This is a genomic window from Agrobacterium sp. 22-3639C2 (genome assembly GCF_053522105.1).
Genome location: NZ_JBNWDB010000007.1, coordinates 115,520 through 139,403 on the forward strand (window position 1 = coordinate 115,520; position 23,884 = coordinate 139,403).

Consider the following 23,884-nt stretch of genomic DNA (forward strand, 5'->3'; position numbering starts at 1 on the left):
CCATTCAGGCGTTTTCCTTCACCGGCGGTTTGGCGTCGCCGTAATAGGCCGCGAATGTCTCGTGATAGTGCTCAGAGCCACCGGGGCCTGCATAACGCTGCAATTCCGTCATATCGGTCTTGTTGAGCACGATACCCAACGTCTTGTTGGCAATCTGCGGTTCGTTGGCCATCAGGTTCTGCACCATCTGGATCGGCGTCTTGCCCCATTCCGTCACGAAGACGAAACCATCGACCTGCGGTGCGAAGGCTTTTGCGTCGATGACGGGAACGACGGGTGCAAGGTCGACAATGATGTAGTCGCAGGCCTCACGCGCCGATTCGATGAATTTGCGCATGCCGGAGGAGGCAAGAAGCTCGCTTGAATGGGCAAACTGGTTGCTGGTGGAAACCGGCAGGATGCCCATTTTCGTGCGGGTATCGACCTTCACTGCCTGCGTCCACGGTATCTCGTCAAGCACGACCTCCACCAGACCGGCGGATTGCCGCGTTGTCAGCATGCGGCTGAGGCCGGGGTTGCGGATGTCGGCATCCACCACAAGCGTGCGCTTGCCGGTGGAGGCAATCAGACCGGCGAGATTGAGCGCCACGACCGATTTACCCTCGTTCGGCAGGCACGAGATGACGCCGATTACCCGGCACTGGCGTTCCTGGATAACGACATCAGCCGTCAGCTTCACGTTGCGCAGCGTCTCGGCAAAGCTTGAGCGCGGGCTGTCGACGGCAAGGCGTAGCATTTTCTGGAACGAGACCTGACCGTTTTCGTCGATGGTCGTGCTCTCGCTGCCGGGGGTGGCGGCAGGGGTACCCGACTTTGCGGTTTCTGCACCCCGTTCCCCGATAAAGGGCAGGTAGCCCAGAAAACGCATGCGCAGATTGTCGCGCACATCGTTGCCGGTGTGGAAAAAGCGATCCCGGAACTCAAGAAGCGCTGCAATGCCGCCGCCCAGCATAAGGCCGAGAATGACGGAAAGCGCCATGGTCATGGTCTTTTTCGGGCTGGACGGAGCTGTCGGCAGACCCGCTTCGGAGATGATGCGGGCCTTGGCGATCGGCAGCGACTGCTTCTGGGATGCTTCTTCGAAGCGGCCGAGGTAGGACTGGTAGAGTGTGCGCAGAGCGGTTGCCCGCTGCTCCAGCTCACGCAATTGCACCATGGTGATATTGGCCTGCGAATTGCGGCCCGCCACGCGGTCGATATTGTCGCGAAGCGATTGCACACGGGAGTTGGAGACGTCGTATTCGTTCTTCAGGCTGCCCGTAACCTGCTGCAGTTCCTGGAAGATCTGCCTTGCAATCTCTTTCTTCTCACTCTCCAGCGCTACCGCCTGAGGGTGGTCGGCGCCGAATTGCTGGACGACGCCCTGCAATCGGTCAGAGATCGTGATGTAGCGTTTGCGAAGGTCCTGAATGACCGAGTTGTCGGCATCCCGTGCGGAAACGACTGCATTGTCAACGGCTGCATCCGGTCCCCGGTCGATGATGGATTTGTATTGGCCATAACGTGCAGCAGCCGTCGCGACATCCGCCTGCGCGGCAATCAGCTGGCCGTTGAGATCGGCCAACTGGCCTTCCGACATCAGCTCGCCACGCGAAGAAACGATATTATTGTCCGTCTTGAATTTTTCGACGGCAAGCTGGGCGGCCTGCGCACGCTGGTTCAGGTCGCTCATGCGCTCCTGAAGCCACACGGAAGCGCGCTCGCTGGCGTCGAAATTGGCGTTCAGCTGTTCGGTCAGATAGGCCTGCGCATAGGTCTTGGCGATGAGCGCGGCAAGCTGCCGATCTGTCGAACGGGTGGAAATGGCGATGACCGAACTGCGGCCGACACGCTCTACGATCAGCGATTGTTGCAGCACGGCGGCTGCCTTTTCGCGGCGTCCGGCGCGGATTGCCGCTTCGGAGGCCGGCGGATCTCCGGGCAGGATGAGATCGACGATACCGCGCACGGAGGATTTCACGAGATCGACCGGCGACAGCGACGGATTGACGATGGTGTCGTTCTCGTCGAGCTTGGCCTTGTCGACCACGGTCAGCGCCATTTCCTTGGATTTCAGAATTTCCACGGCACTGGCGATACGGTTGTCGACGATCTGGGCGGCAGGTACCGGCGATTCCTCTTCCGCGTAACGGGAAAGGCTTTCATCCAGAAGCACCTGAGTCATCGCGGTGTAAACGGGGGTTGCAAGCACCAGATAAAGGCCGGCCAGAACCACAGCGGCGATGACCGAGGCGGCAATGACATTGGCGCGGCGCACCACGGCTGCCCAGAGGCGATCGAGGTCAATAAATGTGTCGGCATCCTTGCCGGGATCCGGAAAACCGATGCTGGATTTAAAGGTCTTGTGGTGCATGGACCTACCTTGTGAATTAAAAATGGTACGCGGGAAGCCGAGCAACGCTCGGCTTCCCGCCCCCCGTTATTGATGTGCCGACCGCCTCCCCGGCAGCACGATTAAAGTCAGGCCGCCTGAACGCGGCTTTCATGGTTTGCAACGAGTTCCTTGACGGAAGCGAGAACCTGCGCCTCCATGTCGGCACGCATCAGCGAGAAAGCGACATTGGCGGCGATGAAGCCCTGCTTGCTGCCGCAGTCGAATGTGCGACCGCTGTACTTCTGCGCATGGAAGGCCTGCTTTTCAGCGAGCCGCTTCATGCCGTCAGTCAACTGGATTTCGTTGCCCGCGCCACGCTCCTGTTTGGCGAGAATGTCGAAGATTTCCGGCTGCAGAATATAACGGCCGTTCAGGTAATAATTCGAAGGCGCCCTGGATGGTTCCGGCTTCTCGACCATTTCGGTCACCGCAAAGCCGTGATTGACCTTCTGGCCGACACCAACGACGCCGTAGGATGACACTTCTTCCGGCAGGCATTCCTCAACACCGAGGATATTGCCGCCGACTTCGTCGTAGAGTTCCATCAACCCGGCAATGCAGCCGCGTGCGCCATAGGAAACCATATCAGGCAAAAGCAGCGCAAAAGGCTCCTTGCCCACCAGTTCGCGCGCGCACCAAACCGCGTGGCCGAGGCCGAGCGGCACCTGCTGGCGGGTGTAGCTGACTGTGCCCGCGACTGGCAGCATCTTTTCAAGCTGCAGCACCTGCACCGTCTTGCCGGAGCGGGTGAGCGTGTTGATAAGCTCGGGCGCGCTGTCGAAATAGTCTTCGATGGCGGTCTTGTTACGGCTGGTTACGAAAATAATGTGCTCGATGCCGGCCTGCATGGCCTCATCAACGGCATATTGCACGACCGGCCGGTCGACGATCGTGAGCATTTCCTTCGGCATCGCCTTGGTGGCGGGCAAAAACCGCGTGCCGTTGCCGGCTACGGGAATGACGGCTTTTCTGACAGTTTTGTTCAGGTCCATCGCGTTCTCCTTCATCAACGTTTGATCTGTCCCCAGTCCGCTTGCAGATTTTTCGCGCACAGATTTGTCCGTTCACAAATTTTACGAATCTGCCTTTTCACCCCAGTATTTGCCGCGGGCGCAAACATCGCGTTCCGCAACCTCTTCAGCCGCACGGCAATGGGCATTCTCAAATGCCCCAGCACGGCGGGATCTCTGATCGTTGTCTTCAGCGCGCCGATAATCGAGCGCCGCTTGATGTCTTCCACCAATGTCAGGAAGTTACGGGCCAGTTGCAGGCTACGGCTTCTGGCCTGCTGCGCATCCATGGCGGCGGGCAACAGCGCGTAGTGGCTCAGAAACTCCTGGTCCGCCCGCATCATTCCTTCGACGTGGTGGATTTCAAGGACGCGCGAGATCGAACCCTCGCGAATATTATAGATGTAGCCCGGTTTCGGCTCGATGACGCAAAGGCCGCCGGCGGCAAGCGCCGAGGCAAGCAGGATGTAATCCTCGCCGATGCGGATGTCCTCGCGAAAACGCAATCCTTCACTATTTAGGAAATCGCGCCGGAACATCGGCTTCATGTAGCCAAAGTTGAAGGTGGAGCGGAAAAGGATGTTGGAGGAAATGAAGTCCTCAAGGGTAAGGACGGGTCTTTCCTCCAGAAACTCGTCTGCGAACATCGTTTCCATCGGCCTGCCGTCCGTATAGGCGACGTCGAGATTGTCGACAGCGATCACCGCATTCGCCGCATCTGCCCGGCACATCATGCAGGCGGAACGGTCAGGGCGGATGACGTCGTCCGAATCGAGAACGGCGATAAAGCGTCCGGTTGCTGCGTCGATACCGGCATTGCGCGCGCCTCCCGGTCCGAGGTTCTGTTCAAGGGCAAGCAGCCGGACACGCGGATCGTTGGCCGCAATGGCCTCGACGAGCGAGATCGTCTCGTCGGCGGAGCGGTCGTCCACGACGATCACCTCCAGCGTCACGCCCTGCTGGTCAAGCGCACTTTGAATGGCGGCTTCGATCGTCTCTGCGGCATTATAGGCGGCAATGACGAAGCTGATATCGGGCTGAGGGTTAAGGTTCTCCATCAGGTTGCCTCCACCGCGCCGTATTGGCGGATTTCGCGCACTCCGAAGGCGCCGCTTACCGAGCCGAGATGCAAGGCGCCGCGCAGGGCATAGCGGTTGCGGCGCACGGCGTTGAAACCGTTCAGCGCGGCAAAGACGGCGCAATAGAGAACTTTCGATCCTGCCTTCAGCACCTGCATCACGCGTCTTGCGCCGGGTTTCTTTTCGGCAAGCACACGGCCATGGGTCTGGCCGGAGCGGAAGCGACGTTTGGCAAGCCACATGAAACGGGCGCGGTTTTCCGGCACCGGCTCGGAGAGCACGGCCTTTTGCGCAAAGACGATGCGACCGCCCGAAGAATGGAGATGCGAGAAGAAATGCGTGTCCTCACCGCCGCTCTGGCCGAGCGCCAGCGCAAAACGCCGGTCCTTCACCGATGGGGCTTCCATCTTGAGAAGCGTGTTGCAGGTGTAGCCGGTGATGATCTCGCCATTCACCCAGACTGGCACGGTCGAGTGAAAATCGCCACGTTTCATCCAGCCCGGCGCATTTTCACGGTAAACCGCCGTCACTGGGCCAAGAACGACATCCGCACCGGTTTCGCCTGCCTTCTCCAGAAGTGCGGCAAGCCAGTGCGGCGGGGCGGTCTCATCATCGTCGATAAAGGCCAGATAGTCCGCCCGGCATTCAGAGAGGCAGGCGTTGCGGGCAATCGAGATATTCGATTTCGGGCAATGGACATAGGCGATCTCGAAAGGCGAAGTTTCACGCAGCCGATCCACACTTGCCTTGGCACTCGGTTCCTCATCATTGTCGGCAACGATCAGGCGAACTGTCACGCCTTCGGGCACTTCCAGTTCGAAGAGTGACAGAAGTGTGGCGACCAGCGCCGGACGTCTGTAGGTACAGATGCCGATATCGACGGTCTTTGAATTGTGTGGTTCGGTGACGATGAGGTCGGTCATGAGACAGCCTTTTTTCCCCGGAATTTCAGGAGTTCCAGCCAGAAGCCGGTGGACCACGCCAGATGCATCACCATTGCGGAAAAGGCGGCGAGCGGGCCGTATGGGTTTTTCTGACCTATTGCCATCCACAAGCCATAACCCACACATGCGGCGATCCAGAGGCCGAGCGGAATAAGTGCTGCCCAATGCACAAGCGACAGCAGGGCAAGCACGAAGACCGGCAGGACAGCCAGCGGAATCATCTGGCGGATCTTCGGGATCGAGCGATGTTTCAGCAGGTTCTTTGCCCGGCCACGGCCATAGGCGAGATATTGCCTGAACAGCGGCATGACGCTGGCGCGCGGATAATAGGTCATGCGGGTCTTGTCGGTCATCCAGATACGGAAACCGGATTTGCGCAGCCGGAAATCCAGTTCGGCATCCTCGTTGTGGCTGAAGCTTTCATCGTAACCACCGACCGCGTCGAAGGCGGCGATCCGCATCAGCGCGTGGTGGCCATGGTCGATCCAGTGTCCCTTGGCGCCTTCGCGGTGCTTGGAGCCGCCATTGCCGAGTTTGGAATTTTGCGCAATCGCCGTCGCCTTCTGGAACAGGCCGTGCCCGACCGTATCCATGGCGACCACGACGGAATCCGCGCCGGTGCGATCCGCGTCCTCAATCAGCCGCTGGCAATAATCATCCGGATAATCGCCATGGGCGTCGATGCGGATGAGGTAGTCGAAATCCTCGCCGAAAGTGGATACGGCCAGGTTTATGCCGGCGCTCTGGATGCGCTTGGGATTGGGAAGGAGCGTAACGCGGTCATTCGTTACGGCGAAGGCGGAAACGATGTCGCGCGTGCCGTCCGTACTGCCGCCATCGGCAACAACGATGCGGAAAATATGTCCATCCATCGCGCCGGTGAATTTTCGCAGCAACGCCTCGATCGTCTTTGCCTCGTTGAGGCAGGGAATGACGATCAGAGTTTTGATGCCGGAATGACCAAGACCTTCCATGATTTGCCCCCTACGTACTACACGGGTGAAAACGCAGCTTCACGGGCATGGCCGGAAGCGGATTTTGTAAGAGAGGACAATTGCTGGACCAGCTGACGGCAATCGTCGCGGTCGGTCAGCCATTGTTTCTTGTCGAGTGCCGAGAGGGCGTCGAAGGCGTCCGTATACGTTTGTGGAGTCATAGTGTTGAAAAGAGCGGCCAGATCATCTGCACCGGCATTTTGCAGAACAAAACCGATATTGCGCTTTTCGATGAAACGAGCCGTTTCCGTGCCTGCAAGTGCAATCGGCAGGGTGCCGTAAAGGCATCCCTCATAGAGCCGATTGGGCAGCAGCCAGCTTGAATTCTGGCCTTCCTCGAAGAAGTCGATCGCCCAGGTGAACTGCACTTCATTATAGATGGTGGCCAGATCTTCAGGGTTTTTGTAGGCCCCGTGGAAATGGACATGCGGCGCGGCAGCCACGAAACCATCGAAATCCGCAAATTCCGAATAGGCCGGCCGGCCGCGCAGGACGATTTCGACCTTGCCATCCATGCGCTTTGCAAAATCGGCGAGGATTTCGAGCGATTTGCGGCAGCGAAGCGCGCCGAACCAGCCGATTTTCCAGGGCTCGCCGGGGGCAGGTGGGCGCGGTTGTGGGTTGGCTGCTACAGCGGCATCAAGCGCCAGCACCCTGTTTTCCTGCAACAGCACGGGAAGGTTCAGGCCGGAAACGGGTTTGAAATAATGCTCGACGAAAGCCGGAGAACTCGTCACCAGCAGCTTGGCATCCCGGGCGAAATAGCGCTGGGCCGCATTGAGAAGCTGCCCCGGCTTGCCCTCATTGAGAAGCAGGCGGTGAATGTCGAGACATTCGTAAACCAGTGCCGGCTGGCGGTCGTAAAGCGACATGGCCCGTTTTGCGAGAGCCAGCATTTCCAGGTTTCTGGCAAGAATGACGTCGGGCGTGGGGGTGCCGCGTAATGTTTTGCCGAGCGAGAGGCTGGCCTTGGCGACGGCTGCCATGCGCTGAAGAAACTGCCCATCGGCGGTTTCTCCGAGAATGACCGGCACCACGCCCTCGATCTCTGCAAGCCGGTTCTGTCCGCGCCGGAAGCCCGCCAGCGTGACCCGCGCGCCGCCCGCAAGCAAGGTCAACACCCGCCGGCGAATGGCGGGGTCCGACAGATCATGCGCGAGATAAAGAACATGGATCATGCATGGGTTCCGGTTGGTTTCATGCGTCAAGGACGCCGAGGCTCAGGTTTAAAAAGTCAATCAGTTAAGGGCGCAGGCGATGGATTCGGGAAACTGGCATTTGTCGCCGAGGGCCGTGAAGGCGAAGCGGTCAACAATCATCTGTGTTGCGCCGGAATAGGAAAAGGCACCCATCCAGTCCTTCAACGTGTCGGTTCCCCATAGGCTGAAGAAAATCTTCTGGGCGTTCTGCGGAATCTTGGTCTCATCCGTGACTTCGTGAACGAGCTTGCCGTTGACGTAGTAACGCAGGCGCTGAGGCTCCCACACGAAGGCGTAATCGTTGAAGCCAGCATCTGCTCCGCCTTCTACCGGCACCAGTTTCTCATTGCCGCCCTTGGCGGAAATATACTGGTTCAGCTGTACCTTGCCCGTATTCTTGCCCAAAACCTCGAAATCGATTTCATCATGGGGCTTTTTGTCGGTCGGGCCGATATAGGTGAAGAAGGCGGAGTTCAGCCCGGAGCCGGTAGCGGCTTTCATCCGTGCTTCATAGGTGCCGTAGCGATAACGCCCCTTGGTCTGGATTTCACCGCACGCGAAGTTGCGGTCGCCGGACTTTGCTTCCTCAAAACCAAGCGTCAGCTGGCCGTTTTCCACCGTGGCCAATTTCTTCGACCAGGTGCAGTTCTGATGCGCACCATTGTTCCAGCCGTCGGAGACGTACCAGAACGACCGGTCCATCTGATCGAAATTCTCGATGAACGATGCGCCGTTGCCTTCTTGTGCCTGGCTCGGTGTCGTGAAGGGTGTAGCCAGCAGGGCGGCGGCGAGAAGAATGCGTGTCTGAACGCGGGTGACAAATGTTGTCATTGGTTCACCTCTGTCGTTGCGAATAAAGTGTTTCGGATGTGGGCGGGCCGATCATGGAGGCCCGTTTTGCAGCGAATTCGGACGTTGTCTTGCGTTTGCCGTTCCGGCTTCCGGTCAGCACGGCATAGACGGCCGGCAGGTATTTGCGGGTTTGTGCATTGCTCACCACCAGAATGACAAAGGCGGACAGTGTGGCGATGACATAGAAGGCGGGGTAGAAATCGGGTCCGCCCTTGTTCCAGACCATCCACATGATGACGAGCAACGGATAGTGAGCGCAGAATATCCAGAAGCTGAGGCTTCCGGTTTCGGAAAGCCGCTTGCCGAGCCTGCTGCGGATCAAAAGCGCCGACGACGCCCAGAAACCGAGCGCGCCGAAAACAGCGAGCAAGTTGCGAGACATGTTCAGCCAGAATGTGAACTCCGGGCCGGTGAAATAAAGGCCTGTTGCCAGCATGGCCGCAGCGACAAAGGTCAGCGCCATGATCGGGAAGGCGTAGGGATCGAGTGCCTTGACATCGACGCGGTGCAGCGCAAGTGCGATGCCCAGTGAGAAGCTGAACAGGATCGATTTCTTCTGGACGATGAAGATCGTCAGATCAGGCATGGCGGTTATGAAGAGCAGGATAGCGAGCGTTGGCAGCGCAAAGCGGCGCATGAGAAATGCAAGCACCGGCGACAGCAGGATGCAGACGAACAGGTCGCGCAGGAAATAAAGCGGCACGTTTACCGGCAGTTCTTCGAGCGCCGTTCCATGGCTGATGATTTCACGCGGGCTGGCGTTCCAGAGGTCCGGGAAATAACCCACACCAACGTCAAACAGCTGGATAAGCAAAATTGCGGCAAACAACGCGCCATTCCACAGCAGGAAGGGCAGCAGCACCGTTTTCGACTTCGAACGGATCGTCGCCGGATAATCGAACCCGCTCATGCCGCGACGAAACAGCAGATAGCCGGATATCGCGCTGAGACAGGGCACACCGATGCGAAACAGGGCGTCGCCCAGAAAAACACGCAGCCAGTCGAAGAAGCCGTAAAGGCCAAGAAAAGGGCTGGTTTCGGCATCGTGCGGCACATGGACGAACACGATTCCAGAGATCAGCAATATACGCATCAAATTGATACGGGAGGATAGGTTCTGATCGACAGTCACATCAGTCACCCCTATTGGGCGGCGTCCACCCACGCCGCGTTGCAACCAGAGCGAACTTAAGCCCGCACTCGTAAGTCTGGTTTCGACTTTAGGGTAAAATGTGGCGACGCGGGAAAAACACAAGCTTAGATATTGCGGGTGATTGTCTGGCGTTCCGGCATTCCGTGCGACTTAAAAAAATTAAGCAACTGAAAATATTTAATTTTTCCTAGATTTAAGTCGTCGCTAAAAATCGCCAGAGGAAGCGTTATTATCATCGTACGCGATATTGCATCGCAAAAAATGGTTTTGCCATGCCGTCACGGAACACATATCCGTGACGGGTGAGACCTGTTAACGGCCGAAATGAGGCGCTTTCAGTGACGAGCCGCTAACCTTGGGTTGCGTTTTCACGCATTCGCCGCGATTTGACCATCCCGAGGATTTTTCCAAGCAGGGCGCGTTCCGTCAACAAAATCAGCACCGCATAGATGATACCGCCGACTGCGGCGCCAACGAGGACCTGAAGCGTTGCGTTGGGGATGCGTTCGGCAAGGACGTGAAGCAGGTAACGCACCGAAACGGCCATGACCAGCGCTGCAATCATCGGTCTGCTGCTGACATAGAGGCCGCTGAAAAAGGGTGTATCGCTTGCCTTGAACACGGCCCATGAGTAGGCAACCAGCGTCACCGCATTGACGATGCAGAGCCAAATCATCGCGTCGATCAGGCTGCCGTAGACGGCTGCAGCCCAGACGGCAACCGTGGTGACGATGGCGCGGATCGTGGCCGACCAGAACAGCACACGCCCATAGCCGGCACCCTTGAGATAGGGGATAAAGGTGCTGCATGGGGTCAGAATGGCTTTCGAGAGGGCAAGGAGACCGAGAACCGGCCAAGCATAAGCCCAGTTCTGCCCGAAAATTACCAGCATGGCCGGTTCGGCCACCGCCCAGAGGCCGAACATCATCGGCGCAAGCAGCACGGTCAGAACCTGCGTGCTGAACATCAAGGCATCACGCCGGCGCTGCGGATCGTCCATCATACGGCTGAAGGCGGGAAACAGCACGCCCATGACGGCCGACAGGACGACCTGATTGGGAATGCTGGCAAAACGGTTGGAGGCGGAATAGGCGCCCGCATCGGCAAGGCCGAGATGCCGGGCGATCACCACCATCGGCGACTGGAAGGTGACGAAATTGGCGATTTCCGATCCCATCAGGCCGGAGCTGAAACCGAGAAGCGGCACCAGACGGTGCGGTTTCATGACGAAACGCGGGCAATAGCGGGAAACGGCATATAGCCCGACAAGCCTGATGAGTGCGGCGGCGAAAAGCTGGATGATGAGCGCCCAGACGCCGAAGCCGAGAAGCGCCATAGCCACGGCGACAACCGCCGCGATGCTTTCAGACGCCATGCTCCACAGCGCGTCCTGACTGAAGTTCATGCGCCGGGCTAGCAGTGAATAGGCGACATCACCCGCAAGTTGCAACGGAATGAGAAAGGCCATGATACGCAGCAGATAGGCACTTTCCACCGCACCCAGAAGCCCACCGAAGAACTCCGCGAAAATGTAGAGCGCGGCGGCCATGGTGCAGGAAATTGCCAGATTTGCCCAGAAAACGGTATGGATTGTATCCATATCCTCTTCTTTCTCGACGATCAGCGCCGAGGTGAGCCCCGCTCCGGCAATCATGGTCAGGAATTGTACAACCGTTAAGCCGACTGCAACCACACCAAATTCTTCCGGTGTCAGCAGTCGTGCAAGAATGGGAACGGTGACAAATTTAAGCCCGAATGTCCCTGTCTTAGACAAGACGCTCCAGCCGACATTCGTGGTGATGGTCTTTACATTTGGAGCTGGGGGCATACAAGCATCCTGTTTCTGGAGGCCGGCGGGGAGGAACGCCGGTGGGGAGTTGCCGATACCATCGGGGCCGCTTTTAGGATCGGGCCCGACACTTCTTGATCAACGCAAGGGGCGAAACAATGGCAAGATTTACTGTCGTCATTCCCTATTACCAAAAGCAGCACGGAATTCTTGGACGTGCGCTCGCATCGGTTTTTGCGCAGACTTACCAGGATTTCGATCTTGTCATCGTCGATGACGAATCGCCATATCCGATAGACAATGAGCTTGCAGAACTTTCGCAAGCGCAGAAAGAGCGGATTCTCGTCATTAAGCAGGCCAATGGCGGGCCGGGTGGTGCGCGCAATACCGGTCTCGACCACGTTCCTGCTGGCAGCGATTACGTCGCATTTCTTGACTCGGACGACATCTGGACGCCCGATCATCTCCAGAATGCGGCCTTCGCGCTGAAGACATTTGGCGGTGAGTGCTATTGGGCATCCATGCAGGCAAGTGACGAATTTTATTATCATTTCGCCATTTCCGAGCTGGAGAAGAACGAGGGCGCCGCAAGGCTTTCCGAGCGGCCTCTGGTGATCGAGCTGCCGGATCTGGCGAGCGTGATGCTGCGCAACTGGAGCTTCTTGCATCTCTCCTGCATGGTGATCGGCCGCCCGCTTTTTGAAAAGATACGCTTCGATCCGGCGCTCCGGCTTGCGGCGGAAGATGTGCTGTTTTTCTGCGATTCCATCCTCGCATCCAAGCGCACGCTTCTGTGTGACGATGCCGGTGCCATGCGCGGAATGGGCGTCAATATCTTCCACAGCATCGACAATACCTCGCCGGAATTCCTGCGCCAGCAGTTCAATACCTGGGTTGCGCTCGATACGCTGGAGGGGCGATTTTCGCGGCGGCCGGACGATGTGGCCTCGATCGCTTCCTATAAAAATACGGCGCGCAAACAGGCGCTCTGGAGCCAGGCCGGCAATCTGAAACGGCGCAAGGTGCCCGAATTCGGACTGCTGCTGAAGTGGGCGATGCGCGATCCGGCACTCCTGCGAGCGGCTTTTGAGCTCGGCGCAGGCAAAATAGTGCGGACAAGATGATCGAATTCTTGCCTGCAAGAATTTATATGTTTTTCACCCAGGAGTGACTTCATGAAACCTTACCACTGGGAATCGCATCACGGAAATTTTGGCGACGATCTCAATCTGTGGCTGTGGGACTTTCTGCTGCCCGGGCTGCGGGACGTGCATGACGATGTGATGCTCGTCGGTGTCGGCACGGTTCTCAATGATACATTGTTGCCCGCAAAGCAGCGCAAGCTTGTGATCGGCAGCGGTTATGGCTACGGCGCGGTGCCGGATACAAGCACCGGATTTTGGGACATTCGCTGCGTGCGCGGCGAAAAAACCGCAGCCAAATTGGGACTTTCTCCCGAAAAGGGCATTGTCGATCCCGCCGTGATGGTGACCGAGATGCCAGAGTTCAAAGGCCTGCCGAAACTCTACAAGAAAACCTTCGTTCCCCATTGGGAATCGGCGGAATTCGGCATGTGGGAAACGGTTTGCGAACCGGCGGGACTGACCTATCTCGATCCGCGCGGCGAGGCGATGTCGGTCATCCGCGCCATCGCCCAATCTGAATTTATCGTGGCCGAATCCATGCATGGCGCCATTCTTGCCGATGCGTTCCGCGTGCCATGGGTGGCGGTGAGCACATCTCCCTCGATCAACAGTTTCAAGTGGAGCGATTGGGCAGGCACGGTCGGTGTGGAGTATCAGCCGCGTTACGTGCCAGTCTCCACCCGCGCCGAGGCGGCGAAAAAGGGGTCGCGTTTCTGGGGTATGAGCTTCCCGCCGCCGCCAGCCCCCGTCATTGCCGAGGCGGGATCCGGTCCGGCGCTTGAGGGCGATGTGCTGGTGCGGCCGCAGGCAAGCCAATCCCTGTCGCTGCGCAAACTGGCCAAGCAGGTGCTGGCAGCACCTTCCACGCTGGCGCTGTGGCAGGCAAGCCGTGCCGAACCGCGTCTCAGCCCGGATGGCAGGCTGGAGGAACGCAAGGAGCGTTTTTCCGCTGTTCTGGAAACGGTCAAACGTGATTATCTCTGAAGGCGGGTTGCCTCAGCAATTTCGGACACAGTCACCCCGGCCTGGGTCCGGGGTCCAGCGCGCTCAAGTCCTTGATCGCAAAAGACTCTCTTCATGGCGCAGACGCGCCATGACTGGATGCCGGATCTAGTCCGGCACGAAGAATGAGAGAATATCGAACTTGCCATCATCCTCGCGGCTGGAGGTTTTCCCTCAGGAAACCGGCGTGCCGTCCAGCAGATAACGAATATCCCGAACCGGCGCCGGTTTGCGAAAACGGGCGGTCTTGTCGGTCCAGATGCCGCGCGTGATGGCCGGCAGGGCAGGCAGACGCGCAAGAGCGTGGCTCAAAGCGCCGCCCATCCCTTTCTGCTTTTTCGCATCGAGAAAATGGCGAAGCTCGAATTTCGCGCGGATGTGTTTTTCGTGCTCGAGCAGGATCGCCGTCTCGCTGGCCGACAGCTTGCAGCTGGTGAGAATATCCTTGTCCGCTTCGTATAGACGGCGAAGATCTTCCGTGCTGTGACGGCCGCTCAACGAATTGCCGCGGACAATCGCCCCATAACCGCAATGACGGATGACCTTGTAACGGGCACCGGCGGCAAGCGCGCGGGTATAAAGTTCGTAGTCTTCGCCGAGACGCAGACGCTCGTCGTACCGCAACGCATGTTTGTCCAGAAAGGCGCGGCGGATCACCGGTTTCAGAAAGCCGGTTTCCCCGCGTTCCACGCCGGGTCTGGAAATATTGCCTTCCACGAACTCCGTCAGCGACAGAAACCGGGCCTGTGGTTCGAAGCGGGCCGGCTGCATGGACGACGCGCCCGGAACCGATTGCTGGATGAAGGCGATATTGTCGGCCACCAGATCCCAGTCGTCATTTTCCAGCATGGCGGCAAAACGGCCTTTGAAAAAAAAGTCGTCCGCGTCGAGAATGCTGATGAGCGGTGCGGATGAAATCGAGATCGCATGGTTGCGGGCGGCCGAAGGGCCACGATTGACGTCGAATCGCACGACCCGCAAACGGCCGGTACCGTCATCCGCCGCATGTGCGACATCGCTGGTCGTATCGGTGGAGCCATCGTCGATCACCATGACTTCGGCGACCTCCGGCTCCACAAGGGCGGAGCGGATGGCGATATCTATCGTATCGGATGCATTTTTCGCAGCGATGATGACGCAAATGGGCTGTGAACCGCTCACCATGTGTTGTCCTTCTGCTGTGACGAACCGTCAGGATTTGGTCAGCAGAAAGTGTCAGGGGTGTGGATGCAAGTGATTTTTTTGCGGCGCAATAAAAGAATGTGCGTGAGAGGTCACATATCGGTCAGTTTCGCGCCATGTGGCGGGGCGCTGCTTACCGTGTCCGGCGTCATGATCTCGGCGCTGCGATCAAGCGCGAAGGTTTCGCGCATCCGCCGTTTCTCCCGGGCGACCAGAACCAGGAGTGCAATAAAATAACCGGTTTGCAGAATGACGGCGCAGATGAGCGTCTGGATGAATGCCGTATAGAACGACCCGTGGATGAAATATGTAGCGACCGCAAAGGCAAGCAATGCACCAATCATGCTGAAAAATACACGAGGTGCATACATGGTGCTCTCCTCCCGAGAACGATTTCTCCGTTTTTGGCTGCGCTGCGGCATTTTTTTTCTTTGCAAGAATATACGATGAGACCGGTGTTGTTTCAACACACATATACTTCTTCTATCTCCCACGGCATGAAATTTCGGTAATCTTGATTGGTAAATTCCTTGGTAATCGGCGATTTGCCCGAATCGGTGTCCTCCGGCAGCGCAGATTCTTTCGTCTGACAGGCTGCAGAACCCGTCCCTGCAAGGCGTTAGCGGCCTTCTCTCCTGCGTAGCAGACTTCGTTAACCATCCAGCCTTTAAAAAGTCGGTATTGATTCCTCGAAGAGCAAGGTGCCCGCGTGACGACGAATTCGGAAGTAATCGCCTTTCCGGCAAAGAACCGTATTGCCAACGTAAAACGGTGCGCAACCATGCTCGACCGGCTGCATGGTGTGGAGGCGAATGATTTCTGGCGCAGGGAGTGCCGTGAACTGGCCGCCTATCTGACGGGCCTCGGCTATGAGGACGCCGCCATGCGGCGCGAGGTCATGGAGTTTCAAAATGCGGTGCAGGCGGAGTTGTGGGCGGGGGATGCCACGCCCGAGGCGCGCCGCGACAGCCATTGAGGCTTTAAGCGTTTCCCAAAAAAAAGCCGGCAGGTGTCGCACCGCCGGCTTTTCTGTTCATATCTGTTTTTGATCAGGATGCGCCGGCACCGCGCGTGCGGGCAATGCCGTCGAGCGCGGGCTTATATTTCGGATCAAGCCGTGCCGCATGCGAATAGGACTTTGCGGCTTTCGCCATCTCGCCGCGGCGCTCATAGACCAGTGCCTGGTTGGCCCATGATTCTGCGACGTTGCCATCAAGCGAAATGGCGTGGTTGAAATCGGCGAAAGCGTTTTCGTCGTCGTTCAGCGCGACATAGGAAAGGCCACGGCCGTTATAGGGTTCCGGCGAGGTTGAGGACAGCGAGATGGCCTTGGAGAAGTCCTCGATCGCTTGGGCATGCTGGTTGCGCAGCTGGTAGATCAGGCCACGATTGTGCCACGCGCGGCCATCGGTGGTTTCGAGTTCGATGGCGCGGGAGAAGTCGTTGAAAGCTTCGTTGACGCGGCCGGACTGGCGGTAAAGATTGCCACGGCCGATCAGGGCTACGTCATAGCTCGCATTGATCTGCAAAGCGGCGTTGTAATCCTGCAAGGCCTGCTGCTGCTGGCCGGAATTGCGATACACGAGCGCGCGGTTGGCATAGGCCTGATAAAAGCGCGGGTTCAGTTGCAGCGCCTTGTTGAAATCCTCGATGGCGCGGCGCGAATCGCCGGCGCGGCCGTAAGCGGAGCCACGAACGTTATAGCCTTCCGGATCCTGCGGATTGGCGTTGATGACCGAGGTGAGCGAGGCAATGTTTTCCTGCGAGCCCTGGGCACGGTCGATCCTGAAGACATCGTCAGTCTGGTTGGACGTAGCGCAGCCGGAAAGACCGGCAAGGACGGTACAGACGACAAGGGAAACACGGAATCTCTTGTTGTTTTTCAGGAGCACCCGGCGCGTGGAGGCATCGGAGTTTTTCACAACACAGGCATCAACAGCGGTCATTCGGTGGGGGTTCCCTCGCAGGCCGGTCTCAAGATAATTCTCCGGCCACAAACACAAAGAGCGGCGGCGAATTGATCGCCCCCGCCCAACAAGCATTCAAAAACGTCCAAAAGACGGCCTATTAACGGCCTGCGCGCGGAGCTGCAACCAGACCTTCGCGCTGTGCGCGCTTGCGTGCCAGCTTGCGAACGCGACGAACAGCTTCAGCCTTTTCGCGGGCGCGCTTCTGGGAAGGCTTTTCGTAATAATCGCGCATTTTCATTTCACGGAAAATGCCTTCGCGCTGCATCTTTTTCTTGAGAGCGCGAAGCGCCTGATCAACGTTATTGTCGCGGACTAGTACCTGCACGTGAAACCCGTTCCTTTTGTTTGGTTGTCTTGCTGTGAGAATAAAGGCATTCGCACGCAAATAAAATCGTTCGTTCGGCCGTCGAGCCTAGCGATTGGTGACGTGCAATATCAGAACATTTGCAGCAAGTCCATACGGTACCGCATATTCAACAGCCAAAATCCAGCTACCCCGGCATTCTGCCTGCAATGTCGAAACAAAAGCATTGCGGCGTCGCAAAATGGATATTGCCTCCGATGCCGATTTGCCATGTGTATAATATGTGCCGGAGCTATGCTTTCGGCTTCTGGCCGGTTCTTGAGGAGCAGACTGCGAATGCGCAAATATTCCGTTTTTGCCGTGGCGCGCGAGGCGTTGCGGGGTCATAAGGGGTGGGATGCGCAATGGGCGTCGCCCGAGCCGCGCAAGGAATATGACGTCATCATCATCGGTGGCGGCGGCCACGGTCTTGGGGCCGCCTATTATCTTGCCAAGGAACACGGCATTACCAATATAGCGGTGCTGGAAAAGGGCTGGCTAGGCGGTGGCAATACCGGCCGCAACACCACCATCATCCGCTCCAATTATCTCTATGAAGAGAGCATGGATATCTACGAGCATTCCCTGAAATTATGGGAAGGGTTGAGCCAGGATCTCAATTACAACGTCATGTATTCGGCGCGCGGCGTTATGATGCTGTCGCACAACATTCACGACCAGCAGTCCTTCAAGCGCCATATCAATGCCAACCGTCTCTATGGCATCGACAATGAATGGCTGACGCCGGAACAGGCCAAGGCCTATTGCCCGCCACTCGAGATTTCCGGCAATGCGCGTTATCCGATCAACGGTGCTGCCCTCCAGCGGCGCGGCGGCACGGCGCGTCACGATGCGGTGGCCTGGGGCTATGCGCGTGCGGCTTCCGATCGCGGCGTGCACATTATCCAGAATTGCGAAGTCACGGCCATCAGGCGCGGACCTGATGGCGCGGTCACGGGCGTCGAGACCAATCGCGGTTTCATTGGCGCAAAGAAAATCGGCGTTTCCGCCGCCGGTCACTCCTCCGTTCTGATGAAAATGGCGGATGTGCGTGTGCCTCTGCATTCCAACCCGTTGCAGGCGCTGGTATCAGAGCCGCTGAAGCCGATCTTCCCCTGTGTCGTCATGTCCAATACGGTGCATGCCTATATCTCCCAGTCGGACAAGGGCGAGCTGGTCATCGGTGCTGGCACCGACCAGTATAATTCCTACTCCCAGACTGGCGGCCTGCAGATCATCACGCATACGCTTGACGCCATCTGCGAGCTGTTCCCGATTTTCCGCCGCGTCAAGATGATGCGCCAATGGGGCGGCATTACCGACAACACACCCGATCGCTCCGCCATTCAGAGTGTGACGCCGGTGCCAAATCTCTTTGTCAATTGCGGTTGGGGCACGGGTGGTTTCAAGGCGACACCGGGCTCGGCCAATCTGTTTGCGCATCTCATCGCGCGCGGCGAACCGCACCGTCTGGCGGCGGGGCTGACGCTCGATCGTTTCCGCACCGGACGCCTCATCGACGAGGCCGCTGCCGCCGCCGTGGCGCACTGATGCTGGCGGCGGTTATGCTTTCGGCAAACATGGGTGTTGCGGCGGCGGTCGTGCCGGCGGGCAATCTCATCCCCGAGATGGGGGATTTTCGTAGCCAGAAAATCCAGAGAATGCAGGGTGAACGCGACTGGCCTTTCGTGGCGGAAAAAGGCCTTTTGCTCTGCGCGCCGAGTCTCGCGGACAAGCTGGTCTATTTCGTCGGCGAGAAGGAAAATGGTGCGCAGGACGAGCCCTTCGCGATCGACACCGACATGATGGCGGTTGCCATCATCAATATGGGTCGGGCCTCGGCGCTGAAACCATTCGATAATTTCGAGCAGCTCTTGAAGCGGCTTTCCCCCTTCGTTGCGATGGGAAAGCGGCTGTGTGACCAACCCGCCGGAAGCATGCTTCCGGAAAGTTCTCTTTGAAGGTGGAGCCACGATGCTTCTGATCCATTGCCCTTATTGCCGGGAAGACCGTTCCGAACTCGAATTTCGCTGGGCGGGCGAAGCCCATATCGCCCGGCCGGAAAACATTGCCGATATTTCGGACGAGGCCTTTGCCGAATATTTCTTCATTCGCGACAATGACAAAGGTCTCGTTTTCGAGCGCTGGCGCCACATTCACGGTTGCGGCCGCTTTTTCAACGCCGCCCGCGATTCCGTCAGCGACAAATTCCTGATGACCTACAAGGCAGGCGAGCCGAAACCGGATGCCGACGCGGTTCTTTCCGCCCAAAAGGGAGCTGCGCAATGAGCGGCGATTATCGTATCAAGGGCGCCGGTCGCCTGACACCTGCCAGAACGGCACGCTTCACCTTCGACGGCAAGATCTATCAGGCGCTGGAAGGCGACACCGTTGCATCCGCACTTCTGGCGAATGGCGTGCATCTGATTGGCCGTTCGTTCAAATATCACCGCCCGCGTGGTTTCCTTTCCGCCGGCCCGGAGGAGCCGAATGCGCTGATCGACGTATCGCGTGACAGCCTGCGCAAACAGCCGAATGTGCGCGCCACGGTGCAGGATGTATTCGACGGCGCCATCATCGCCTCGCAGAACCGCTTTCCGTCGCTGTCCTTCGATATCAGTGCGATCAACGATTTCCTGTCGCCGATGTTTGCGGCTGGTTTCTACTATAAGACCTTCATGTGGCCGAAGGCCGCGTGGCACAAGATTTATGAACCGATCATCCGTCGCGCAGCCGGTCTCGGCAAGGCGCCGACCGAGCCGGATGCGGATCATTATTCCGGCCGTTATGCCCATTGCGACGTGCTGGTGGCCGGTGGCGGTGTGGCCGGGCTGACAGCGGCGCTCGCCGCTGCAAAAACTGGCGCCAGCGTCATTCTGGTTGATGAGAATGCCGAAGTTGGCGGCGCGCTGCGTTTTGATACCGGTGCGGTCATCGACGGCCTGTCCGGATATGACTGGGCGCAAAAAGTTTTCACTGAACTGAAATCGCTGCCCAATGTGCGTGTTCTGACCCGCACGACAGCGTTCGGTTATTACAACCACAATTTCGTGGCGCTGGCCGAGCGTGTGACCGATCACCTCGCCACGCCGGCCAAACACCAGCCACGTGAAAGACTGTGGCAGGTCCGCGCCAAGAAAGTCGTTCTGGCGGCAGGCGCGATCGAGCGGCACATGGTCTTTGCCAATAATGATCGTCCCGGCATCATGCTGGCTTCTGCTGCGCGCATCTATCTCAACCATTACGGCGTGACCGTCGGCAATAATGTCGGTGTCTACACAGCCCATGATTCTGCCTATGAGACGGCATTCGATCTCAAGAAAGCGGGTGTGAAGATCGCCGCTATCGTGGATTGCCGCGAGAACCCCGATCGGCGGCTGCTGGACGAGGCGCGGGCGCTGGGCATCGAGGTACTGGCGGGTCACAGTGTTTACGATACGTCAGGGCGGCTGCGCGTTTCTTCCATGAGCGTTGGCCGCAATGGCGGCTCTAACAAGCGCAAGATTGCCATCGACGCGCTCGTCGTTTCGGCGGGCTGGACGCCTTCGGTGCATCTCTTCTCGCAATCGCGCGGCAAGCTGAAGTTTGACGCGGCAAACCAGCGGTTCCTGCCTGACATCCATGTGCAGAATTGTGTGTCAGTCGGCGCCTGCAACGGCACGGACGATCTCGCCGCATTGATCGCCGAGGCTGCTGCCGCAGGTGGCGGTGCAGCGGAATTCTCCGGCGAGAATGCGCGCGCCTGGACCGGCGGCATGATCGGCGCTGCGGAAGGGGCAGGCGAAGGCACCGGCGTCAAGGCCTTCATCGATTTCCAGCACGATGTCTGCGCCAAGGACATTCGCCTTGCCGTGCGTGAAGGCATGCATTCGGTCGAGCACATCAAGCGCTTCACCACCAATGGCATGGCGTCCGATCAGGGCAAGATGTCCAACATGCATGGCCTTGCCATTGCCTCGGAAGCGCTTGGGCGGGATCTGCCGAAGGTCGGTCTCACCACTTTCCGCCAACCCTATACGCCGGTCACCTTCGGCACGCTCATCAACCATTCGCGCGGTGCGCTGTTCGACCCGACCCGCAAGACGCCGATGCATGACGAAGAGGCTGCGGCAGGCGCCCTTTTCGAGGATGTCGGCAACTGGAAGCGCGCATGGTTCTTCCCGCGCGGCGGCGAGGATATGCACGAGGCGCTCAACCGCGAATGCAAGACGGTGCGGACAAGCGTCGGCGTGTTCGATGCCTCCACGCTCGGCAAGATCGAGGTGGTCGGCCCCGATGCGGCTAAGTTCCTGAACCTCATCTACACAAATGCCTGGGACACACTGAAACCCGGCCGTTGCCGCTATGGCATCATGACGCGCGAGGACGGTTTCGTTTACGATGACGGTGTTGTCGGTCGTCTTTCCGAGGACCGTTTCCACGTGACGACGACGACGGGCGGCGCACCGCGCGTTCTCCAGCACATGGAGGATTATCTCCAGACCGAATTCCCCGAGCTGAATGTCTGGCTGACATCGGCGACCGAACAATGGGCGGTGATTGCGGTGCAGGGACCGAAAGCGCGCGAGGTGATCGCGCCTTTCGTCGAGGGTATCGATATTTCGCCCGAAGCCTTCCCGCATATGGCGGTCGCGGAAGGCACCTTCTGCGGCGTGCCGACGCGTCTCTTCCGTGTATCATTCACGGGTGAGCTTGGTTTCGAAATCAACGTTCCGGCCGATTACGGCGCTGCCGTCTGGACCGCGATCCGTGAACGGGCCGAAGCGGTGGGCGGATGCCTTTATGGCACCGAGACCATGCACATCCTGCGCGCCGAAAAGGGTTACATCATCGTCGGACAGGATACCGACGGCACCGTGACGCCTGACGATGCCGGGCTTGCCTGGGCCGTTTCCAAGAAGAAGACGGATTTCGTCGGTATTCGCGGTCTGAAACGCCCGGATCTCATGCGCTCTGGTCGAAAGCAGCTTGTGGGCCTCAAGACGAAGGACCGGCTGACTGTTCCCGAAGAGGGTGGCCAGATCGTTGCTGATCCAAACCAGCCGAAACCCATGACCATGCTCGGCCATGTCACTTCCGCCTACTGGTCGGAAAATCTCGGCCACTCCATCGCCTTTGCGCTGGTGGCGGATGGCAGGGCGCGCATGGGCGAAACGCTCTACATCCCGCTTGCCGATAAAACAATTGCCGTCGAAGTGACCGATATGGTCTTCCTCGACAAGGAAGGAGCCCGTCTCAATGGCTGACACACTTCACGCAAAACGCAAATCCGTACTCGAGGATTTCCACGGTGGTTCGCCCTTCGTCTCGCTGAAGCCCGCCGCCTCGGCGTCGCGGCTGTCGCTGCGCGCAAGGGAAAGCGCACTGCCGGCCCTCTCGGATGCACTCGGCCTGTTATTGCCCAACAGCCCGAAAAGCTCTGTCACATCGGGTTTGCGCTCCGCTCTCTGGCTTGGTCCGGACGAATGGCTGGTGATCGATCAGGGCGAAAGCGACCTTATGGCGGCGCTCGCCACCGTTCCCGGCATGTTTTCGGCGACCGACGTTTCCCACCGCAACACGGCTGTCATCGTTTCCGGCCCCGGCGCGGAGGCAGCTCTGAACGCCGGTTGCCCGCAGGATCTGTCTATCGCACAGTTCCCGATCGGCGCCTGCTCGCGAACGGTTTTCGGCAAGGCGGAAGTGGTGCTGCTGCGCGTGGCTGACGATACGTTCCGGGTCGAGTGCTGGCGCTCCTTCGCCGAATATGTCGGCGGCCTGTTGCAGGAAGCGGCGCAGGACGTGGCGGTCTAGCTTTTCCACCCCTGCCATTCCACCCATCGCCCATGGAAATCGGCGCGGCCGATTTCCTGTTTCTTACCGGTCGGCCAGATTTGCAGGGTGATTGCGGCGCTTCCCGGCGTCGTATCTGCCTCCATCTGCAGGCGGGCAAGCGGAGCCTCAGGGGTGGCACGGCTTCCAGCCTCGGCGATCAGCGTTTCGCCGGCCTCTTTCAGCGCATCGGGCAGATATTGCCAGGCGACAGAATGGTAGACCACATGGGCAGCGCCCGAATGTTGCGCGGCAAGGCGGCGTTGCAGCCAGTCAATTGCGTCAGCCTTTTCAACTTGCAAGCCGTTCTCCACCGCAATACGCAGGGCGGCCGCCGTGCGCTCCAGCCTGTCGGTCTGATCGGCCCAGACATATGACATCAGCCGCAACCGGTCCTCGGCAGACGACGGATCGAGTGGGTTAAGATCGCAGCCGGCGCGCTCGATGACCTCTATCCGCTTGTCGGGCGGGGTGTCTCCGCGCCATTCCGGCGACATGGACACTTCGGATTGCCTGCCCCAGGCAAGATCGCCAAGACGATACTGGTAGCGGTCAAATTGCAGGTTCAGACCGGCGCTGGCGCCGACCTCTGAAAGGACCAGCGGCTTGCCGAAAAGCTCCGCAATGGAAAGAAAACCCGGCAGCAGCACAGCGGAACGGCGGACTTCGTTGGTCTGCGGCGGCGATTTCAGTCTTTCGAGGATGAAGCCCGAATGGAAGCGCAAGGCACTTGCGCAAGCCTGCCAGAGCGCATTCTCGTCTTCGGGTGCTATATCGACAAGAGGAGCGATCTTGTCCTCGATGACAAGCGCATGCAGGGCACCGGCAAGCCGCAGTGGGACGGAATCGCCGGACGGGCCGACATTGCCAGGCCAGGACAAAATCATCTCGCCAACGTCCGTCTGGCGATCCAGCCGCGCCGCCACCGCGCGGCAAAGCCGTGCGGTAAAGGGCGAACCGAGGCTGTCGCAGGCTCTTGCCTGTGCGAGAAACGCGTCTCTTACGGCTTCATCATGCATTGGGCCGTCTCCTTTGC

General features: G+C 58.7%; 22 protein-coding genes. 8 read left to right on the forward strand and 14 right to left on the reverse strand.

Annotated elements, in window-relative coordinates; genetic code table 11:
- Nucleotides 1-4: 4 nt before the first annotated feature.
- The 9 genes from ACQZ6D_RS25590 to ACQZ6D_RS25630 all read right to left on the reverse strand — a co-directional run bounded on the left by ACQZ6D_RS25590 (nt 5) and on the right by ACQZ6D_RS25630 (nt 11,434).
- Complete coding sequence (locus tag ACQZ6D_RS25590; RefSeq protein ID WP_004431729.1) at nt 5-2,353, reverse strand: polysaccharide biosynthesis tyrosine autokinase; 2,349 nt, start codon at nt 2,351-2,353, stop codon at nt 5-7.
- A gap of 107 nt (nt 2,354-2,460) precedes the next feature.
- On the reverse strand, nt 2,461-3,366 hold the full coding sequence (locus ACQZ6D_RS25595; RefSeq protein ID WP_004431732.1) for a UTP--glucose-1-phosphate uridylyltransferase: 906 nt from the start codon (nt 3,364-3,366) through the stop codon (nt 2,461-2,463).
- Between the two features lie 14 nt (nt 3,367-3,380).
- The gene (locus tag ACQZ6D_RS25600) at nt 3,381-4,442 is read right to left on the reverse strand and encodes a glycosyltransferase family 2 protein (RefSeq protein WP_448730420.1); all 1,062 of its coding nucleotides are present in this window, start codon (nt 4,440-4,442) and stop codon (nt 3,381-3,383) included.
- Complete coding sequence (locus ACQZ6D_RS25605; protein ID WP_076844566.1) at nt 4,442-5,386, reverse strand: glycosyltransferase family 2 protein; 945 nt, start codon at nt 5,384-5,386, stop codon at nt 4,442-4,444. Before ACQZ6D_RS25605 ends, ACQZ6D_RS25600 begins: the two co-directional genes overlap by 1 nt.
- A complete protein-coding gene (locus ACQZ6D_RS25610) occupies nt 5,383-6,381 on the reverse strand; it encodes a glycosyltransferase family 2 protein (protein ID WP_448742101.1) in 999 nt (332 codons plus the stop codon). The genes ACQZ6D_RS25605 and ACQZ6D_RS25610 overlap by 4 nt, the downstream gene beginning before the upstream one ends.
- 17 nt (nt 6,382-6,398) lie before the next feature.
- The gene (locus tag ACQZ6D_RS25615; RefSeq protein WP_111802035.1) at nt 6,399-7,580 is read right to left on the reverse strand and encodes a glycosyltransferase family protein; all 1,182 of its coding nucleotides are present in this window, start codon (nt 7,578-7,580) and stop codon (nt 6,399-6,401) included.
- Between the two features lie 60 nt (nt 7,581-7,640).
- Complete coding sequence (exoK, locus tag ACQZ6D_RS25620) at nt 7,641-8,432, reverse strand: endo-1,3-1,4-beta-glycanase ExoK (RefSeq protein ID WP_004431747.1); 792 nt, start codon at nt 8,430-8,432, stop codon at nt 7,641-7,643.
- 4 nt (nt 8,433-8,436) lie between these two features.
- Complete coding sequence (locus tag ACQZ6D_RS25625; RefSeq protein WP_004431750.1) at nt 8,437-9,585, reverse strand: acyltransferase family protein; 1,149 nt, start codon at nt 9,583-9,585, stop codon at nt 8,437-8,439.
- Nucleotides 9,586-9,955: 370 nt separating this feature from the next.
- Nucleotides 9,956-11,434 (reverse strand): lipopolysaccharide biosynthesis protein, encoded by a 1,479-nt coding sequence (locus ACQZ6D_RS25630; RefSeq protein ID WP_111802034.1) that lies wholly within the window; start codon nt 11,432-11,434, stop codon nt 9,956-9,958.
- A gap of 119 nt (nt 11,435-11,553) precedes the next feature.
- Here ACQZ6D_RS25630 and ACQZ6D_RS25635 point away from each other — a divergent pair, with 119 nt between their 5' ends.
- Entirely contained in the window at nt 11,554-12,519 is a 966-nt protein-coding gene (locus ACQZ6D_RS25635) for a glycosyltransferase family 2 protein (protein WP_004431756.1), read from the forward strand.
- A gap of 51 nt (nt 12,520-12,570) precedes the next feature.
- Nucleotides 12,571-13,524, forward strand: a complete 954-nt coding sequence (locus ACQZ6D_RS25640; RefSeq protein WP_111802033.1) for a polysaccharide pyruvyl transferase family protein — start codon at nt 12,571-12,573, stop codon at nt 13,522-13,524.
- A 192-nt stretch (nt 13,525-13,716) separates the two neighbouring features.
- Here the strand turns inward: ACQZ6D_RS25640 and ACQZ6D_RS25645 are convergent, their stop codons facing one another.
- Together ACQZ6D_RS25645 and ACQZ6D_RS25650 are read right to left on the reverse strand one after the other, a co-directional pair.
- Nucleotides 13,717-14,706: a glycosyltransferase family 2 protein gene (locus ACQZ6D_RS25645; RefSeq protein ID WP_065663237.1), complete on the reverse strand. Its 990-nt coding sequence runs from the start codon at nt 14,704-14,706 to the stop codon at nt 13,717-13,719.
- A 110-nt stretch (nt 14,707-14,816) separates the two neighbouring features.
- Nucleotides 14,817-15,095 (reverse strand): exopolysaccharide production repressor protein, encoded by a 279-nt coding sequence (locus ACQZ6D_RS25650; RefSeq protein WP_019566541.1) that lies wholly within the window; start codon nt 15,093-15,095, stop codon nt 14,817-14,819.
- Between the two features lie 338 nt (nt 15,096-15,433).
- Between ACQZ6D_RS25650 and ACQZ6D_RS25655 the strand changes: the two genes are divergently transcribed.
- Nucleotides 15,434-15,700 (forward strand): DUF6074 family protein, encoded by a 267-nt coding sequence (locus ACQZ6D_RS25655; RefSeq protein ID WP_004431768.1) that lies wholly within the window; start codon nt 15,434-15,436, stop codon nt 15,698-15,700.
- Nucleotides 15,701-15,773: 73 nt separating this feature from the next.
- Here ACQZ6D_RS25655 and ACQZ6D_RS25660 read toward each other — a convergent pair whose 3' ends face one another.
- Together ACQZ6D_RS25660 and rpsU are read right to left on the reverse strand one after the other, a co-directional pair.
- The gene (locus ACQZ6D_RS25660) at nt 15,774-16,670 is read right to left on the reverse strand and encodes a tetratricopeptide repeat protein (RefSeq protein WP_004431770.1); all 897 of its coding nucleotides are present in this window, start codon (nt 16,668-16,670) and stop codon (nt 15,774-15,776) included.
- Nucleotides 16,671-16,791: 121 nt separating this feature from the next.
- The gene (gene rpsU / locus ACQZ6D_RS25665; protein ID WP_003498359.1) at nt 16,792-17,019 is read right to left on the reverse strand and encodes a 30S ribosomal protein S21; all 228 of its coding nucleotides are present in this window, start codon (nt 17,017-17,019) and stop codon (nt 16,792-16,794) included.
- Between the two features lie 315 nt (nt 17,020-17,334).
- Here rpsU and ACQZ6D_RS25670 point away from each other — a divergent pair, with 315 nt between their 5' ends.
- Genes ACQZ6D_RS25670 through ACQZ6D_RS25690 form a run of 5 tightly spaced genes read left to right on the forward strand, consistent with a single transcriptional unit; the run spans nt 17,335 to nt 22,830 of the window.
- Complete coding sequence (locus tag ACQZ6D_RS25670) at nt 17,335-18,588, forward strand: sarcosine oxidase subunit beta family protein (RefSeq protein WP_004431781.1); 1,254 nt, start codon at nt 17,335-17,337, stop codon at nt 18,586-18,588.
- Nucleotides 18,588-18,998, forward strand: coding sequence for a hypothetical protein (locus ACQZ6D_RS25675; protein WP_004431784.1), 411 nt, complete (start codon nt 18,588-18,590; stop codon nt 18,996-18,998). The genes ACQZ6D_RS25670 and ACQZ6D_RS25675 overlap by 1 nt, the downstream gene beginning before the upstream one ends.
- 13 nt (nt 18,999-19,011) lie before the next feature.
- A complete protein-coding gene (locus tag ACQZ6D_RS25680) occupies nt 19,012-19,326 on the forward strand; it encodes a sarcosine oxidase subunit delta (RefSeq protein ID WP_004431787.1) in 315 nt (104 codons plus the stop codon).
- Nucleotides 19,323-22,283, forward strand: coding sequence for a sarcosine oxidase subunit alpha (locus ACQZ6D_RS25685; RefSeq protein ID WP_013762066.1), 2,961 nt, complete (start codon nt 19,323-19,325; stop codon nt 22,281-22,283). Before ACQZ6D_RS25680 ends, ACQZ6D_RS25685 begins: the two co-directional genes overlap by 4 nt.
- Nucleotides 22,276-22,830, forward strand: a complete 555-nt coding sequence (locus ACQZ6D_RS25690) for a sarcosine oxidase subunit gamma (RefSeq protein WP_065658718.1) — start codon at nt 22,276-22,278, stop codon at nt 22,828-22,830. Before ACQZ6D_RS25685 ends, ACQZ6D_RS25690 begins: the two co-directional genes overlap by 8 nt.
- On the opposite strand, the gene ACQZ6D_RS25695 is transcribed toward ACQZ6D_RS25690, so the two are convergent.
- Nucleotides 22,827-23,867, reverse strand: a complete 1,041-nt coding sequence (locus tag ACQZ6D_RS25695; protein WP_111802032.1) for a DUF2332 domain-containing protein — start codon at nt 23,865-23,867, stop codon at nt 22,827-22,829. The two genes, ACQZ6D_RS25690 and ACQZ6D_RS25695, sit on opposite strands and share 4 nt — an antisense overlap.
- Between the last annotated feature and the right edge of the window lie 17 nt (nt 23,868-23,884).